Annotated in this window: 13 protein-coding genes; 6 read left to right on the top strand and 7 right to left on the bottom strand. The window is 73.1% G+C overall.

Going from position 1 to position 16,496, the window contains the following annotated elements; all coding sequences use genetic code 11:
- The first annotated feature begins 8 nt into the window (after positions 1-8).
- The 4 genes from ACGFNI_RS31200 to ACGFNI_RS31185 all read left to right on the top strand — a co-directional run bounded on the left by ACGFNI_RS31200 (position 9) and on the right by ACGFNI_RS31185 (position 2,976).
- Positions 9-422, top strand: a complete 414-nt coding sequence (locus ACGFNI_RS31200) for a DUF742 domain-containing protein (RefSeq protein ID WP_393688374.1) — start codon at positions 9-11, stop codon at positions 420-422.
- 182 nt (positions 423-604) lie between these two features.
- Positions 605-1,474 (top strand): alpha/beta fold hydrolase, encoded by an 870-nt coding sequence (locus ACGFNI_RS31195; protein ID WP_393688372.1) that lies wholly within the window; start codon positions 605-607, stop codon positions 1,472-1,474.
- A 62-nt stretch (positions 1,475-1,536) separates the two neighbouring features.
- The gene (locus tag ACGFNI_RS31190; protein WP_393688370.1) at positions 1,537-2,154 is read left to right on the top strand and encodes a TetR/AcrR family transcriptional regulator; all 618 of its coding nucleotides are present in this window, start codon (positions 1,537-1,539) and stop codon (positions 2,152-2,154) included.
- 213 nt (positions 2,155-2,367) lie between these two features.
- Entirely contained in the window at positions 2,368-2,976 is a 609-nt protein-coding gene (locus tag ACGFNI_RS31185) for an ATP/GTP-binding protein (protein WP_393688368.1), read from the top strand.
- A 169-nt stretch (positions 2,977-3,145) separates the two neighbouring features.
- Here the strand turns inward: ACGFNI_RS31185 and ACGFNI_RS31180 are convergent, their stop codons facing one another.
- The 5 genes from ACGFNI_RS31180 to ACGFNI_RS31160 form a co-directional block, all read right to left on the bottom strand.
- Positions 3,146-4,891, bottom strand: a complete 1,746-nt coding sequence (locus ACGFNI_RS31180; RefSeq protein WP_393688366.1) for an EAL domain-containing protein — start codon at positions 4,889-4,891, stop codon at positions 3,146-3,148.
- Between the two features lie 112 nt (positions 4,892-5,003).
- Complete coding sequence (locus ACGFNI_RS31175) at positions 5,004-6,194, bottom strand: lipid-transfer protein (protein WP_393688364.1); 1,191 nt, start codon at positions 6,192-6,194, stop codon at positions 5,004-5,006.
- Positions 6,191-6,649, bottom strand: a complete 459-nt coding sequence (locus tag ACGFNI_RS31170; protein ID WP_393688363.1) for a Zn-ribbon domain-containing OB-fold protein — start codon at positions 6,647-6,649, stop codon at positions 6,191-6,193. Before ACGFNI_RS31170 ends, ACGFNI_RS31175 begins: the two co-directional genes overlap by 4 nt.
- 91 nt (positions 6,650-6,740) lie before the next feature.
- The gene (locus tag ACGFNI_RS31165) at positions 6,741-7,613 is read right to left on the bottom strand and encodes a M15 family metallopeptidase (RefSeq protein ID WP_393688361.1); all 873 of its coding nucleotides are present in this window, start codon (positions 7,611-7,613) and stop codon (positions 6,741-6,743) included.
- Between the two features lie 81 nt (positions 7,614-7,694).
- Positions 7,695-10,199 (bottom strand): glycoside hydrolase family 31 protein, encoded by a 2,505-nt coding sequence (locus ACGFNI_RS31160; RefSeq protein WP_393688359.1) that lies wholly within the window; start codon positions 10,197-10,199, stop codon positions 7,695-7,697.
- Between the two features lie 346 nt (positions 10,200-10,545).
- Between ACGFNI_RS31160 and ACGFNI_RS31155 the strand changes: the two genes are divergently transcribed.
- Positions 10,546-12,564: an acetoacetate--CoA ligase gene (locus ACGFNI_RS31155; RefSeq protein WP_393688358.1), complete on the top strand. Its 2,019-nt coding sequence runs from the start codon at positions 10,546-10,548 to the stop codon at positions 12,562-12,564.
- 115 nt (positions 12,565-12,679) lie between these two features.
- Positions 12,680-13,606, top strand: a complete 927-nt coding sequence (locus ACGFNI_RS31150) for a hypothetical protein (protein ID WP_393688356.1) — start codon at positions 12,680-12,682, stop codon at positions 13,604-13,606.
- A gap of 96 nt (positions 13,607-13,702) precedes the next feature.
- Here the strand turns inward: ACGFNI_RS31150 and ptsP are convergent, their stop codons facing one another.
- A complete protein-coding gene (gene ptsP, locus ACGFNI_RS31145) occupies positions 13,703-15,373 on the bottom strand; it encodes a phosphoenolpyruvate--protein phosphotransferase (RefSeq protein WP_393688354.1) in 1,671 nt (556 codons plus the stop codon).
- 78 nt (positions 15,374-15,451) lie between these two features.
- On the bottom strand, positions 15,452-15,901 hold the full coding sequence (locus tag ACGFNI_RS31140; RefSeq protein ID WP_393688353.1) for a PTS glucose transporter subunit IIA: 450 nt from the start codon (positions 15,899-15,901) through the stop codon (positions 15,452-15,454).
- Between the last annotated feature and the right edge of the window lie 595 nt (positions 15,902-16,496).

Genomic DNA, 16,496 nt, shown 5'->3' with positions numbered 1-16,496 from the left:
GTGAGGTCATGAGCGATCAGGACGATCGGGCCGTGCCCCGTGGCGGTACGGCCCGTTGGTTCGACGACGAGGCGGGGCCCGTCGTCCGCCCGTACGCGATGACGCGCGGGCGCACCCGTACGGCGGCCGAGGGTCGGCTCGACCTGATCGCGCTGGTGATCGCCGAGAGCCGGGCGGACGACACGGTCGGCGATCAGATGCTGTCGCCCGAGCACGTCGACATCGTCGAGCTGTGCCGGCAGGCGCCGCTGTCGGTCGCCGAGCTGGCGGCCGAACTCGACCTGCCGGTCGGGGTCGTCAGGGTACTCATCGGCGACCTGCTGGACGCGGAGCTTGTGCACGTCAGCCGCCCGGTGCCGCCCGCCGAACTGCCCGACGAGAAGGTGCTGCGCGAGGTGATCGACGGCCTGCGCGCCCTCTGAGCCGCCCGGCCCCGCACCCGACGCCCGTGCCGCCCCTCCGGAATCGCCGGAGCGGCGGCACGGGCGTCGCGCGTGGTGGCCCGTCCGCGGCCCGACGCGCCTGCGGCCTGGGGGCGTTGAGCATCGGCCGTCACCTTGTTACGGTCCTGTTGAGCATCGGTCAACAAGAGGAGAGTGCCGTCATGGCCACGGATACGTCGCCGCACCCCTTCGAGCGCCTGGAGATCAGGGTCGGCCCGTACACCTACGATGCCCTGGCCGCCGGGCCCGCCGACGGTGAATTCGTCCTGCTGCTGCACGGCTGGCCCGAGTTCGCCGACTCCTGGTCCCAGGTGCTCCCCGCCCTGGCGGCGGCCGGCTACCGCGCCGTCGCCGTCGACCAGCGCGGCTACTCGCCCGGCGCCCGCCCGGCGCAGGTCACCGACTACGCCGTGCCCGAACTGGTCGCCGACGCCCTCGCGTTCGCCGACTCCCAGGGCGCAGGCCGCTTCCACCTCGTCTCCCACGACTGGGGCGGCATGGTCGCCTGGGCGCTGGCCGGCGCGCACCCCGACCGGCTGAAGTCGCTGACCGTGCTGGCCACCCCGCACCCCACGGCACTCGGCCGGGAGGCCGCCAAGGGCACCGACCAGTACAAGCGGCAGGACTACGTACGCCTCTTCCGCACCCCCGGCGGCGTGGCCGAAGAGACCCTGCTCGCCGACGGCGCCGCCTGGCTGCGCGCGGCCTACGGCGGCAAGGTGCCCGCCCCGCTGGTCGACGCCAACATCCGCAGGCTCTCCGAGCCCGGCGCGCTGACCGCCACCCTCAACTGGTACCGCGCACCCGAGGAGACCCTCGCGGTGCCGGCCGGACGGATCTCCGTGCCCACCCTCTACATGTGGGGCAGCGAGGACATCGCGCTGGGCCGTGCCGCCGCCGAGGCCACGGGGGAGTGGGTGGACGGTCCTTACCGCTTCGAGACGCTGGAAGGCGTCAGCCACTGGCTGCCCGAAGAGGTCCCCGACCAGGTCAACCCGGCGATCGTCGAGCATCTCGGCCGGTACAGCTGACCCGCAGCGGGCCGGGGCACGGCGCCCGCCCCGGCCCGCACGGCCCGCCGTACACTGCGGGCATGTCCGGCAAGCGCGTCACCCGACTCACCCCCGACCAGCGGCGCGAGCAACTGGTCGGCATCGGTCTGGAGATGCTCGCCGACCGCTCTCTGGACGAACTGTCCACCGACGAGGTGGCCCGCCGCGCAGGGATCTCCCGCGGCCTGCTCTTCCACTACTTCGAATCCAAGCGCGACTTCTACCGCGCCGTCGTCCGCACCGCCTGCGCCCACTTCACCGACGCCACCGAACCCGACCCGGCACTCGGCCCCGTCCCCTGGATGCGGGCCTTCATCGCCGGCTTCGTGGACTACGTCCTGGAACACCGGCAGATCTACCTCGCGCTGGTCCGCGGCGCGGCCGGCAGCCACCCCGCGGTCACCGACATCCTCGGCGAGACCCGCGACGTACTCGCCCGGCGGCTGTGCGAGGGCCGGCGCAGGCTCGGCATGCCCGACACCCCGCGCAGCGCCGTGGCCTCCCGCGCCTGGATGGCGTTCGCCGAGGAAGCGGTCATCAGCTGGCCGTCAGGGGAGGCCGGCGGCCGTGACGAGCTGTGCGCCTTCGTGGAGTCCGGCCTCGTCGGCCTCCTGGACGTCCTCGACCGGGACCGGCCGGCGGTACTCGGGCCGCGCTGACTTCCGGCCCGCGCCCCCCAACCCGCCGTACATCGCGCCCCTTTCGGGGCACTTGGGGCGTCAGGACCGGCCGGCCGGATTCCGCTTCGTACCTCAAGTGGGCGCCAGGGTGCGCACGTTGTACGGTTCCCTTGCAGCCGCAGGCCGGTCCCCTGCCCTCACCGCTCGTGCGCGAGGTCCGCTGCACACACGGCACTACGGGAGAAGAGGCCCATGGTCTTCGGGCGTTCTGAGCGCCGCAGGTCCGCCGCCGTCGATCCGATGACGCTCAAGATCCTGGTCGCGGGCGGTTTCGGCGTGGGCAAGACGACGCTGGTCGGCGCGGTCAGCGAGATCAAACCGCTGCGTACGGAGGAGCGGCTCACCGAAGCGGGCCGTCCGGTCGACGATCTCGACGGAGTGGAGAGCAAGACCACCACCACCGTCGCGATGGACTTCGGCCGGATCACCGTCAACGACGAGCTGGTCCTCTATCTCTTCGGCACACCGGGGCAGGACCGCTTCTGGTTCCTGTGGGACGAGCTGGCGCTCGGCGCGCTGGGCGCCGTCGTCCTCGCCGACACCCGCAGACTCGCCGACTCCTTCGCCGCCATCGACTACTTCGAGCGCCGCGGCCTGCCTTTCACGGTCGCCGTCAACTGCTTCGACGACGCCGACCACCACCCGCCGGACTCGGTGCGCGACGCGCTGGACCTCGACCCCGAGGTGCCGGTGATGCTCTGCGACGCCCGGCACAAGGAGTCGGTGCGCGACGTGCTGATCGCCGTCGTCCAGCATGCGATGGACGTCAGCTCCCGGCAGCAGGAGCCCGCACTGCCCTGACGGACGCACGGGCACGGCCCGTACCCCGCCGTCCGAGGTACGGGCCGCGCGTCCGCGGTCCGGCCGCCCCGGGTGTGGCGCCGACCGGCACCGGAAGTGTTGACCGGCCGTGCGGGAGCGTCAAGGCCCGGCGCAGCGCGGGGCGTTCCGCACGGCGTGGCCCGTGGCCTCAGGCGGACCCCGAAACGGCCCCTCGCCGGTCGGCCCGTGCGTCCTCCTGGCCGACTGCGGGCGTACCGTCCCCGCCCGCCGGGCCCGGCACCCGCGCGGGTGCCCCGCGCCGCGTCTCGAACCGCTCCGAGCCCGGCCTGCCGACCACCCAACTCGCCCCGGACAGCGCCTTCGCCGCCTTCTTCAGCGGCGCCAGCGCCGCTGCCGCCTGCTGGTGGCCAGGCACGCCGCCCGGCGGGCACACCACCGTCGCCAGCGACAGCGTCACCGGCGCGCCGCCCGCCGACCAGGCGACGTCCAGCAGGGCGGCGGCGAACGGCTCCAGGCCGCCGGGCTCGGCCAGCACCAGGAAGTCATCGCCGCCGATGTGGCCCACCCGGGCGTCCGCGTCATGCCCGGCGACCTCGGCGAGCGCCCGCCCCACCGACCGGATCAGCTCATCGCCGGCCGCGAACCCCGCCCCGTCATTGACCTGCTTGAAGCCGTCCACGTCCACCCAGCTCAGGGCGAACGGCCGCCCCGCGGCGATCCGCCGGTCCACCTCGCCGTTGACCGCGTCGGAACCCGGCAGCCGGGTCAGCGGATTGAGCCGCGCCGCCTCCTCCACCCGGCTCTCCGCCAACGCCCGCAGAATGTCGGCCAGATGCACCACACCCATGCACCGGCCCCGCTCGTCCACCACCGCCACGTCGTCGTCGGTACGCACCCGCTCGCCGTCGGTGATCACGTCCAGCACCTCCCAGGCCGTCGCCCCCGCGCCGACCGTGCGCGGCCGGTCCGCCAGCCGCAGCGCCGGACGGTCCGCGTAGAGGGCGTGGCCGTACCGCGCCGACAGGGACAGCAGGAAACGGTCCCGGTCCACCGCCCGTACCGGCACCCCGTCGGCATCCACCAGCAGGACGCCGGACACCTCGGGGAAGGCGGTGAGGTGGCTGCGCACCGCGCCCGCCGACGCGGACATCGGCAGCAGCGCGGCGGGCTGGAGGAACTGCGCGACCGGCGGCCCCGAAGGCGCACCGTACGGCGCGGCGGCGACCGTGGCGGGCGCGGACTCGGCGGGCGGCAGGTAGACGTCGGCGGCCGGGCGCCGGGCGGGTGGTGCGAACAGGTTGCCCTGCGCCAGCTGCACCCCGGCGTCCCGCACCGCGGCGTACTGCCGCTCGGTCTCCACCCCTTCGATGGCGAGCAGCCCGCCGGTCTGTTCGCACAGCCGGCCCATCGCGGCCACCACGGCCCGCGCCCCGGCGTCGTCGGTCAGGCCCGCGCACAGCGAGGCGTCGAGCTTGACGAGGTCGGGCGCCAGCTCGCCGAGCAGCCGCAGCGGGAGATCGCCGTCGCCGATCCCGTCGGCGCAGATCCGGTACCCCTCGTCGCGCAGCTCCGCGACCCCCGCGAGCAGCGCCCGGTGCGGTACGTGCGTGAAGGGACCGACGAGGTCGAGGGTGATCTCCCACGGCCGCCGGCCCGCGTCGTGCACGGCCTTGCCCAGCGCCGTAAGACCCGGCAGCTCGGCCACGGTCGCCGCGAAGACGTTGACGTGCAGCGGCAGCAGGACCTCCTGACGGGCCGCCGACTGCACGGCGAGGCCCGTCAGTTCGGCGTCGACGTCGGGGGAGCGGCGCGCCGAAGCCAGCACGTCACCGCACTCGGGGCGGGCGAGTATCTCCAGCGCGGCGACCGAGCCGGTCGCGAGGTTCACGACGGGTTGGAAGGCGAATCGGAGCTGGTCCGTCCAGGCAGGCACGGCAGCAGCATGCCGCGTCCCCGGCCCGTCCCGTGGCCGGTTCACGCACTGTTCACGCAGGGTTTCGCGGGGGTGCGAGGCGGCCACCGCACCACCGGAAGGCGGCCACGGATCACCGGACCGCGACGACCGCCGAACCGTGTCCGAACAATCCCTGATTGACCGTCATGCCGACGCGGGCGCCCGGCACTTGACGCTTCCCCGCCTGCCCGCGCAGCTGCCGGGTCAGCTCGCAGACCTGGGCGATGGCCTGTGCGGGCACCGCCTCGCCGAAGGAGGACAGGCCGCCGCTGGGGTTCACCGGCAGCCGCCCGCCGAGCGCCGTGGCGCCCTCCCGCAGCAGCTTCACGGCCTCACCGGCGGCGCACAGGCCCAGGTCCTCGTACCACTCAAGTTCCAGCGCGGTGGACAGGTCGTAGACCTCGGCGAGCGAGAGGTCATCGGGGCCGATGCCCGCCTCCTCGTACGCGCTGCGGGCGATCGAGGCGCGGAAGCCGGTCGCCGGCTCAGGTATGGCCGCCGCGGAGTCGGTGGCGATGTCGGGCAGATCGAGGACGGTGCGCGGGTAGTGCGGGGTGGCGGTGGACACCGCGCGGATCCGCACCGGGTCCGCGGCGCCGTGCCGACGGGCGAACTCCATGCTGGTCAGCACGAGGGCCGCGGCGCCGTCCGAGGTGGCGCAGATGTCCAGCAGGCGCAGCGGATCGGCGACCACGGCGGACGCGGCGACCTCCTGGGTGGTGACCGGTGTGCGGTAGCGGGCGTACGGATTGGCCGCGCCCGCCGCCGAGTTCTTCACCTTGACCTGCGCGAAGTCCTCCGTCGTATCGCCGTACAGCGCCATCCTGCGGCGCGCGTACAGGCCGAAGTAGGCGGGGTTGGTGGCGCCCAGGACGCGGAAGCGCAGCCAGTCGGGATCGTCGGGGCGCTCGCCGCCCGCGGGGGCGAAGAACCCCTTGGGGGCGGCGTCGGCGCCCACCACGAGCGCCACGTCCGCCATCCCGGCGAGGATCTGCGAGCGCGCGGTGTTGATCGCCTGCGCACCCGAAGCGCACGCCGCGTAGACGCTGGTCACCCTGGCGCCCTGCCAGCCAAGGGCCTTGGCGAAGGTGGCGCCCGCGACGTACCCGGGATAACCGCCGCGTACGGTGTCGGCCCCGACCACGCTCTGGACCGCCTGCCAGTCGAGCCCGGCGTCCGTGAGCGCTTCGCGCGCCGCCTTCGTCCCGTACTCGACGAAGCTGCGCCCCCATTTGCCCCACGGGTGCATGCCCGCGCCCAGCACCGCCACGTCGCCCGTCATGACGCCTCCCCGGAGCGCGCCGCCGCGGGCCGCCAGTGCCAGGTCGTCCAGGTGGTGTCGGCGTCCTCGTACAGCACGCCGGGCACCAGCTCGACCTCGGATCCGACCGGCAGGTCCGCCACCGTGACCCCGGGCGCCGCCTGACCGAGCACCACCATCCGCTCGGCGGCCAGCTCCACCGCCACCAGCGTGTACGGCTCCCAGGGGGTGTCCGGGTCGCTGGGGTAGGGGGCGGGCGGACGGTAGCGGCCGTCCGTGCAGGACCACACCGTGCCGTGCCGGGAGAGCGGCACCTCGTCCAGGACGACTCCGGCGCAGCCGGGGTTGCGGCAGAAGGAGTCCTCGCGCGGGAAGAACACCGCGCCGCAGTCCCGGCAGCGCGTCCCCCGCAGCCGGAAATCCGTCGCGTCCTGATCGAACCAACCCGCCACCACGGGCTTGCGTAGGCGTGGCACGGCGCCCCTCCCGGTGCTCGGCACAGTTTTCTGACGATGCGTCAGGAGTGTGGCACGCCGCCGCCCGCTGCGGAACCCCGGCCGCCGCCGCTCACCGCCCGCCGAGCGAGAGCCACGACACCGGGAAGTCGAAGTAGGTGTCGGGGAATGTCTCCGGCGTGAAGGTGTAATGCCACCATTCGTACGGGTAGTTGACGAAGCCGGCCCGCTCCATGCCCTTCTTCAGCAGCATCCGGTTCGCCCGCCGCTTCCCCTTGATCCGCGGATCGAGGGTGTGCGCCAGGGTGTCGAAGCAGTCGAAACCGGTGCCCATGTCCAGGGAGTTGTCCGGGAAGCGGGTCGCCTGCGGCCCGTAACAGGGGGACAGCGGCTCACCAGGAACGTACGGCCGGGTCGGCAGCGCGGGCAGCGGCACCAGCGTGAGATCGACGGTGCTGCCCCGGCTGTGCCCCGACGTCTCGTCGATGTACCCGTCCTTGAACAGCATCGACTTGTCGACGCGCGGATAGAACTCGCCCTTCATCCGCTGGTCGCCGAGATCCTTGGCCCAGGCCACGAAGTGGTCGACGGCCCGCTGCGGGCGGTAGCAGTCGTACACCTTCAGCGCGTAGCCGCGCCGCAGGAAGGACCGCTGCGCACGGTGCAACGCGCGCGCCGTGTCCCGCGTGACGAGGCACACCGGCGCGTGGTACCCGGTCACCCGCACCCCCATGAAGTCGTGCGGCGTGAAGTACCGCATCTCCTGGATGATCGTCGGATCCACCTCGCGCAGCGCGACGAACTCCTCGGGGGCGCGGGGCTCCGCGCCGGGCCCCCGGACCTCGTACGCAGAGCCTGCGGGGTGCACGGCGGCAGCGGCGGCCACCGCACTCGACGGCACAGCGGAGACGGTCAGCACGGCACAGACGGCAACGGCGAGCCCGCGCAGCGCGGCGGCGACTCCCGGCCGGAAAATACTTGGCATGGACATCATCTAGCAGCCGGACCGGCGCGAAGGGAACCCCCGCTCACCCGGCAGCCCGGACGGCGGGAGGGGAACCCCCGCTCACCCCTCCGCCCCGCGCACCCGCACCCGGTACCCGGCGGGGCCCCCGTCCTGCCGCTCCACCACCACCCGCCCGTCCTCAAGCCGCGAAACGAACCGCTCGACAACCGGCCGCCGCCCCCCGCCGGCGTCCGCCGCCACCGTCCCGCCGCCGTTGCGCCCCGCAGTCGGCGCCCACACCTCCAGCTCCGTCCCGCCGTCCGCACCCGTCACCGGCAGCACCGCACCCGCCCGCGCCAGCACCGGTATCCGCGACAGCGGCGCGTCCACCCGCACCTGCCCGGGGCCCTCGTACGCCCGCCCGGTCGCGGTGTCGTACCACCGGCCCCGCGGCAGCCGCACCGCCCGCCCGCCGCCGCCCGGCTCCAGCACCGGCGCCACCAGCAACGCGTCACCCAGCAGGAACGCGTCCCCGCAGTCCCGCAGCGCACGGTCCCGCGGCGTGTGCCACCACACCGGACGCACGTACGGCGCGCCCGTCAGCCGCGCCACCTGCGCCAGCGTCTCGAAGTACGGCAGCAGCCGCTCCCGCTCGCGCAGCGCGGCCCGCGCGTGCGCCAGCACCTCGGGCCCGAACTCCCATGGCTCCCGCCGCCCCGACCGGTCCGCCGCCCGGGTACGGAACAGCGGCAGATACGCGGCCAGTTGGAGCCGGCGCAGATACAGCTCACGGGACGGCACCGCCGCCCCGCCGGCATCGGGCCCGCTGTAGGGCACCCCGCACAGCCCGAGACCCAGCACCAGCGCCAGCGACGCCCGCAGCCCAGGCCACCCCGTCGCCACGTCCCCTGGCCACGCCCCGCCGAACCGCTGCATCCCCGCCCAGCCCGACCGGGAGAACAGGAAGGGCCGCTCATCGGGCCGCAGCGCGCTCAGCCCCTCGTAGCAGGACCGCGCCATCTCCAGCGCGTAGACGTTGTGCGCCTCCCGGTGGTCACCGCCCCTGCCGTCCAGCGCGTGCCGGGCCGAACGCGGCAGCGTCGGCTCACCGAACGCCGCGAACGCCGACGGCTCGTTCATGTCGTGCCACACCCCGGAGAATCCCTGCTCAAGACGCTCCGCGTACAGCCCGCCCCACCACCGGCGCACCGCGGGATCGGTGAAATCCGGGAACACCGACGCACCGGGCCACGCCACCCCCCACACCTCCCGCCCCCGCGCGTCCCGCACGAACGCCCCCGCCGCCACCCCGCTGTCGTACACCGGCTCACCCGGCTGCGCCCTGACCGCCGGATGCACCACCGACACCAGACGCACCCCGTCCGCCCGCAACTCCCGCGCCAGCCCCGGCAGATCCGGGTACCGCTCCCGGTCGACGGTGAACACCCGGTGCCGGTCGTGATGACCGATGTCCAGATGGACGGCGGACAGCGGCAGACCGCGCTCCCGGTACCCCGCCACGACCCGCCTGACCTCCGCCGCCCCGCCGGACCCCTGCCCGGCGCGCTGATGCCCAAGCGCCCAGCGTGGCGGCACCGCGGCGGCGCCCGTCAGCGCGGCCCAGCCCAGCAGCACCCGGGCCGGGGTGCCCGCGAGCACCCAGTACCGCAGCGGCCCGCCGTCCATCCGCAGCGCGCAGGCCCCCAGCCGGTCGTGCCCTGACCCCGCGCCCTCCCGGCCCTCGCGCAGCGTCACCCAGCCGTCCCAGGAGTTGTCGTGGAAGACCAGATGCGTTCCGGCGTCCGCGACCACCAGCTGCACCGGCATCGTCAGCGACAACGGCACATCGTCGGGGCCCGACGCGTCACCGGGCCCGGTGTTCCACAGCCGGTACGCACCGTCCCGCAGCCGCGGCCCGCCCGCCCGGCCGCCCAGTCCGAAGAACCGCGCGTCGGCGGCCACTTCGGAGCGCTGCACCCACCGCGAGCCCGCCGCCCGCTCGGCGGCACCGGGGGCGGCACCGTCCGTCCCGGGAGTGCCGTCCGCCCCGGCCGTCCCGTCCCCACCGGCCGCGCCCGCACCCGCGGCCTCACCGGCTCCTCGCGGACGGCCCGCCCCGTCCATCCTGTCCGTCCCATCCGTCCCATCCGTCCCATCCGCACGATCCCACCACCGCGGCGGCAACTCCCGCCGCAGCAGCGCCCCGCCCGGCGTCCGCACCTCCACCGCGCCGTACCGGGAGACCGCCACCATCACCCGCTCGGACACCACCCGCCAGCCGCCCTCGGTGTCCGGCTCCAGCACCGCCCGCACGTCCGCCTCAGGACACGCCGCCAGCGCGTACGAAGGCTCGGGCCCCGCGCCGTCCCAGCCGCAGAACACCGCCCCGCCCGTCGCCACCCGCACCCGCAACGACGACCGCGCGAAATGGACCAGCCCGCCTCCCGGTTCCGGCTCGGCACCCAGGGCCTCCCCGGGCACCCGCGCCCGCTCCCGCCCGTTCCGCGGCAGCGCCACCGCATCCGCCCGTCGCCGCTGCCACGCCGCCCGCACGGACCGCAGCCCCTGCGCCGCCCCGACCGCCCGCACCACCCGTACCGACCGCACCAGATCACGCCCGTTCATGCTGCTCACACTGTCATCGCCGCCGCTGCGCGAAGGCGTCGTTCAACTGTCGTTCACCTGAGAGACCACCAACCGCCGCCCGGTGGCCGAAACCCCCCACACGACGGCCCCCACCCACCACAGGAAGCCCGCGCACCACCCCCGCAGCGCCGCCGTACGGCCCCACCCGCACACCGTCCGACCAGGCCCTGAGCCCGCCGCCCCGGCATCCGCAGGACCCCCTGATGCCCGGCCCACCCTGGTGCGCAAGTCGATCACATGGCATCGTCCTGGCAAGCCGCGTCCCGCGCACACCCCCGCCGTGCGCGACCGACGCCCACCACGCGCATCGCCCGGGAGCCGCATCATGACCACCGCACCGCAGCCCGCCTCGCAGCCACGTCCCCTCTGGCAGCCTGGCCAGGACCGCATCGCCGGGGCACAGGTCACCCGCTTCCAGGAATGGGCCGCCACCCACCACGGCGCACCCGCCGCCACCCCGGGCGACCCCGCCACGAGCTACGCCGACCTGCACCGCTGGTCCGTCGAAGCGCTCCCCGCCTTCTGGCAGGCCGTCGCCACCTGGTTCGACGTCCGCTTCAGCACCCCCTACGAGACGGTGCTCGCCGACGAGGCGATGCCAGGCGCCCGCTGGTTCCCCGGCGCCACCCTCAACTACGCCGAACACGCCCTGCGCACGGCCGACGACCCGGAGCGCGCCGCCACCCCCGCCCTGCTGTACGCCGACGAGACCCTGGAACCCGCCCCCGTCAGCTGGGCCGAACTCCGCGCCCAGGTGGGCTCACTCGCCGCGGAACTCCGCGCCATCGGCGTCCGTCCGGGCGACCGCGTCAGCGGCTACCTCCCCAACATCCCGCAGGCCGTCGTCGCCTTCCTCGCCACCGCGGCCGTCGGAGCCGTCTGGACCTCCTGCGCCCCCGACTTCGGCGCCCGCAGCGTCCTGGACCGCTTCCAACAGGTCGAGCCCGTCGTCCTGTTCACCGTCGACGGCTACCGCTACGGCGGCAAGGAACACGACCGCCGCGACACCGTCACCGAGCTGCGCGCCGAACTCCCCACCCTCCGGGCCGTCGTCCACGTCCCCCTCCTCGGCACCGAAGCCCCCGAAGGCACCCTGAACTGGTCGGACCTGACCACGAACGACACCGAACCGGTCTACGAACAGGTGTCCTTCGACCACCCGCTGTGGGTCCTGTACTCCTCGGGCACCACCGGCCTCCCCAAGGCCATCGTCCAGTCCCAGGGCGGCATCCTCGTCGAGCACCTCAAACAGGCCGGCCTGCACTGCGACCTCGGCCCCGACGACCGCTTCTTCTGGTACACGTCCACCGGCTGGATGATGTGGAACTTCCTCGTCGGCGGCCTCCTGGTGGGCGCCACGATCGTGCTCTACGACGGCAGTCCGGGCCACCCCGACATCGCCGCCCAGTGGCGGGTCGCCGAACGTACCCGCGCCACCGTCTTCGGCACCTCCGCCGCCTACGTCATGGCCTGCCGCAAGGCCGGCATCCACCCCGCACGCGACCTCGACCTCTCCGCCATCGGCTGCGTCGCCACCACCGGATCCCCGCTACCCCCCGACGGCTTCCGCTGGCTGCACGACTCCTTCCAGGAGGCGGGCGCCGACCTCTGGACCGCATCCGTCAGCGGCGGCACCGACGTCTGCAGCTGCTTCGCGGGCGCCGTCCCCACCCTCCCCGTGCACATCGGCGAACTCCAGGCCCCCGGCCTCGGCACCGACCTCCAGGCATGGGACGCCCAGGGCAAGCCGGTCATCGACGAGGTCGGCGAACTCGTCGTCACCCGCCCCATGCCCTCCATGCCGATCCGCTTCTGGAACGACCCCGACGGCAGCCGCTACCACGACAGTTACTTCGACATGTTCCCCGGCGTCTGGCGGCACGGCGACTGGATCACCCTCACCTCCCGGGGCAGCGTCGTCATCCACGGCCGCTCCGACTCCACCCTCAACCGCCAGGGCGTCCGGATGGGCTCCGCCGACATCTACGAAGCCGTCGAACGCCTCCCCGAAATCCGCGAATCGCTGGTCATCGGCCTCGAACTCCCCGACGGCGGCTACTGGATGCCGCTCTTCGTCCACCTCGCCCCCGGCGCCACCCTCGACGACGACCTGCGCACCCGCATCAAACAGACCATCCGCACCGAGCTGTCCCCGCGCCACGTCCCCGACGACATCATCGAAGCGCCCGGCGTCCCGCACACCCTCACCGGCAAGCGCATCGAGGTCCCCGTCAAACGCCTCCTCCAGGGCACCCCCCTCGACAAGGCCGTCAACCCCGGCTCGGTCGACGACCTCGAACTGCTCCGCTTCTACGAGCGCATCGCCCACGACCGCGCAAAGTAACGGCCCCCGGCACCCAGGCCGCCATTGTCAGACCCCCCGATTACTCTCAGTGATAAGTGAAGTCCGCGGCGGCACCACCCGCCGCCGCGGACACCCAGCTCACCGAGGGGGAGTCATGACATCCACATCCAGGCCCGCCGACCACGGCGCCCACGACCTGCTGCGCCGCGAAGTCCCCAGCACCGCAGCCGTCCTGGCCGACGAACAGGACTTCGCGGCCATGCGCCGCTACCGCACCTTCCCGTTCGACGACCACGCCGGCTACCTCCAGCAGATGGAGTCCCTGCTGCGCACCCTGGCATCCCAGGGCGTCCGCACCACCCTCGCCCTCTTCGACCCGGACGCCTACGACACCTACTGCGACGACCTCGGCCTCGACCCGGACCGCACCGACAGCCGGGCCCGCTACGCCGCCGAACTCGCCTGCGCCGGCGCCACCCTGCCCTACGCGGGCGAACCCCTCGCCCAACTCCTCCCGCTGCTCATCGAAGAGGCCGACCGGCAGGCCACCTGGGAACAGGCATCCGCGTTACTCGCCCGCACCGGCACCTGCGAGGAATGCGGCGAAGACCTCGCCCACGCCGCCTTCGCCCGCGCCACCGCCGTACTCAAACAACTCCTCGAAGGACTCGGGGACGGCACCCACCACCTCGTGTGCAGCATCCCCGCAGGTGACCCGCAACTCCTCGCCGTCCTGCACACCACCGCACGCGAAGGCGGCAGGCAGCACCTCTCCGAATCACGGACCCTGATCTTCTGCACGGTCCTGGCCGCCGGCATGGCCCTCAACACCCCCGGCGGCATCGTCTCCCGCAGCACCACCGCCGACACCGCCCCCGGCCTCCCGCCCGACGCCACCCGCGACACCGTCCGCGGCTGGTCCCTGCGCGACGGCTGGCCACGCCCGCTCACCGCGGCCCAGGTCTTCACCGCCTACTGCACCGACGCCGACACCGGCGAACCCATCCCGCCCGAACACCGCGTCGACCACGCCGCCGGCCTCCCCCTCACCCCGCCACCCGAGACCCACCGGCACCACTGACCCCCAACCACCGCCGCCCGTACGGCAGATGGCCGCCCCGCCACACAGGGCGGGACGGCCATCGGCACCGGAACGCGACGCTCACGCCGCCCGGCATCACTCTCCGGAGAGCACCGCCTGCGCCGCCGACCGCGCGTCGTCGGCGGTGTCCGCGGCCCGCGCCGCCGCCGCCGCACGCTCACACTGCGCCAGCGTGTGCTTCGACAGCGTCGACCGCACGTAGGGGATCGACGCCGCACCCATGGAAAGGCTGGTGACACCGAGCCCGGTCAGCACACACGCCAACAGCGGATCGGCAGCCGCCTCACCACACACACCACAGCTCTTGCCCTCGGCCTTCGCGGCCTCGGCCGAAACCGCGACGAGATCGAGCAGCGCCGGCTGCCACGGATCCTGAAGACGCGACACCGCACCGACCTGACGGTCCGCCGCGAAGGTGTACTGCGCCAGGTCATTCGTCCCCAGCGAAAGGAACTCGACCTCCTGCAGAATCGACCGGGCCCGCAGCGCGGCGGACGGAATCTCCACCATCGCACCGAACTTCGCCTGAAGACCGGCCTCCCGGCACGCGTCGGCGAACGCCTTGGCGTCGGTACGGTCCGCCACCATCGGCGCCATGACCTCGAGGTAGACCGGCAGCCCCTCGGCCGCCTTCGCCAGCGCGGTCAGCTGGGTACGCAGCACGTCGGGGTGGTCGAGCAGCGTCCGCAGGCCCCGCACTCCCAGCGCGGGGTTCGGCTCGTCACCCGGCGTCAGGAAGTCCAGCGGCTTGTCCGCACCGGCATCCAGCACCCGCACCACGACACGGCCCTCGGGGAAGGCCGACAGCACCTTGCGGTACGCCTCGACCTGCTTGTCCTCGGACGGCGCCTTCTTGCTGTCGTCCAGGAAGAGGAACTCGGTACGGAACAGACCGACACCCTCCGCCCCCGCCTCGACCGCCGCCGGCACATCCGCGGGACCGCCGACATTCGCCAGCAGCGGCACCTTGTGCCCGTCCGATGTGGCACCCGGACCGGACGAAGCCGCCAGCGCCGCCTTACGCGCCGCAGCCGCCTGCTCGAGCCCCGCACGCTTCTCGGCACTCGGCTCGACGAAGATCTCACCGGTGCTGCCGTCGACGGCGATCACGGTGCCCTCGACCAGCTCACCCGCGCCCGGCAGCGCCACCACGGCCGGCACCCCCAGCGCCCGCGCGAGAATCGCGCTGTGGCTGGTCGGCCCGCCCTCCTCGGTCACGAACCCGAGCACCAGCGCCGGGTCGAGCAGCGCGGTGTCGGCCGGCGCGAGATCCCGCGCGATCAGCACGTACGGCTCGTCGCTGTCCGGCACACCCGGCATCGGCACACCCAGCAGCCGCGCGACGATACGGTTCCGCACGTCGTCGAGGTCGGCGACCCGCCCCGCCAGGTACTCCCCGGCACCCGCCAGCAGCGCCCGATAGGCGGCGAACGCGTCGTACACACCACGCTCGGCCGTGCTCCCGACCGCGATCCGACGCTCGACGTCGGCCATCAGCTCCGGGTCCTGGGCCATCATGGCCTGCGCCTCGAGCACGGCCTGCGCCTCACCCCCGGCCAGGTTCCCCCGCGCGATCAGGTCCGCGGCAACAGCCTCAACGGCCTGACGGGCACGCCCCTGTTCGCGCTCTGCGTCCTCGGCCGGAATCTGCTTGGCCGGCGGTTCGAGAACCGCCGTGCCCATGTGCCGCACCTCGCCGATCGCCACACCATGGCTCACGCCGACGCCTCGCAGCGTTGTCTCCATTTCACCCGTCTCCGGTTGATGCGGCGATACGCGCCGCCGCGGTGGATGTCGTAACTGCCGTCGCAGGACGGCACCCGGCTACTGCCAGGAGAAGAGCGTCTCGCCCGCCTTGATCTCGCCGTCCTCACGGACCTCACCGAGCGAGTCGGCAGCGGCCTCCAGCGCGACGACCGGGCACACCGGCGACTTCCCGGCCTCCTCGACCGCGGCCGGATTCCAGCGCACGACCGCCTGGCCGCGCTGAACGGTGTCGCCCTTGTTGACGAGCAGCTCGAAGCCCTCGCCGTTGAGCTGGACAGTGTCAATACCGAGGTGCGTGAGCACCCCGTGGCCGGCGGCGTCCACAACGACGAACGCATGCGGGTGCAACGAAACAACGACGCCGTCAACGGGCGAGACGGCCTCGGACGGCTCGCGCACGGGGTCAATGGCGGTACCGGGGCCCACCATCGCGCCGGAGAAGACCGGATCGGGCACAGCCGCGAGTCCGATGGCACGTCCGGCAAGCGGGGACGACACGGTGGTCATGGGAAGCCTCCCAGGGGCGGAGATTCATCAGGCCGCCGTCACTACCTGTCCTGGACGGCGCACCGCTCAGAAGCGTAAGTCATAAGAACTGACGGTTCCGCATGAGCAACACCGCCCACAGCCCTCTCCGCCGCCGCTTCTGAGCACCCCATCGATTTGCCTCGCCCCAAGCGGGCCTGTACTGTCTGAGACCTGCCCCGGAAAGCCAACACCGCACAACTGCGGTCCGGCTCAGTGGGCAGCAATCCTTCGAATCATGATTCGGAATATCGAATCGAGCTTCTGCATGCCTGCAGAAGGACAGTGATTTCGAAAGGCCGGAAAGCGAAAGCCGGAAGGCCAACCTCGCTCCAACAGGGGGCCGGATACGGAAACGGATCTGGTAAGGTTGGAAACGCGAAAAGGCCGAAAGGCTGGATCGCACCGGCGGAAATCAGGACCGCGAGGATCTGATAGAGTCGGAAACGCAAGACCGGAGGGAAGCGCCCGGAGAGCCTGGCGAAACAGGCACAAAGGAAGCGTCCGTTCCTTGAGAACTCAACAGCGTGCCAAAAGTCAACGCCAGATATGTTGATACCCCGTCCACTTCGGTGGA

This window comes from Streptomyces sp. NPDC048644, from assembly GCF_043199105.1.
GTDB lineage: Bacteria > Actinomycetota > Actinomycetes > Streptomycetales > Streptomycetaceae > Streptomyces.
This window is presented reverse-complemented; position numbering and strand designations above follow the sequence as displayed.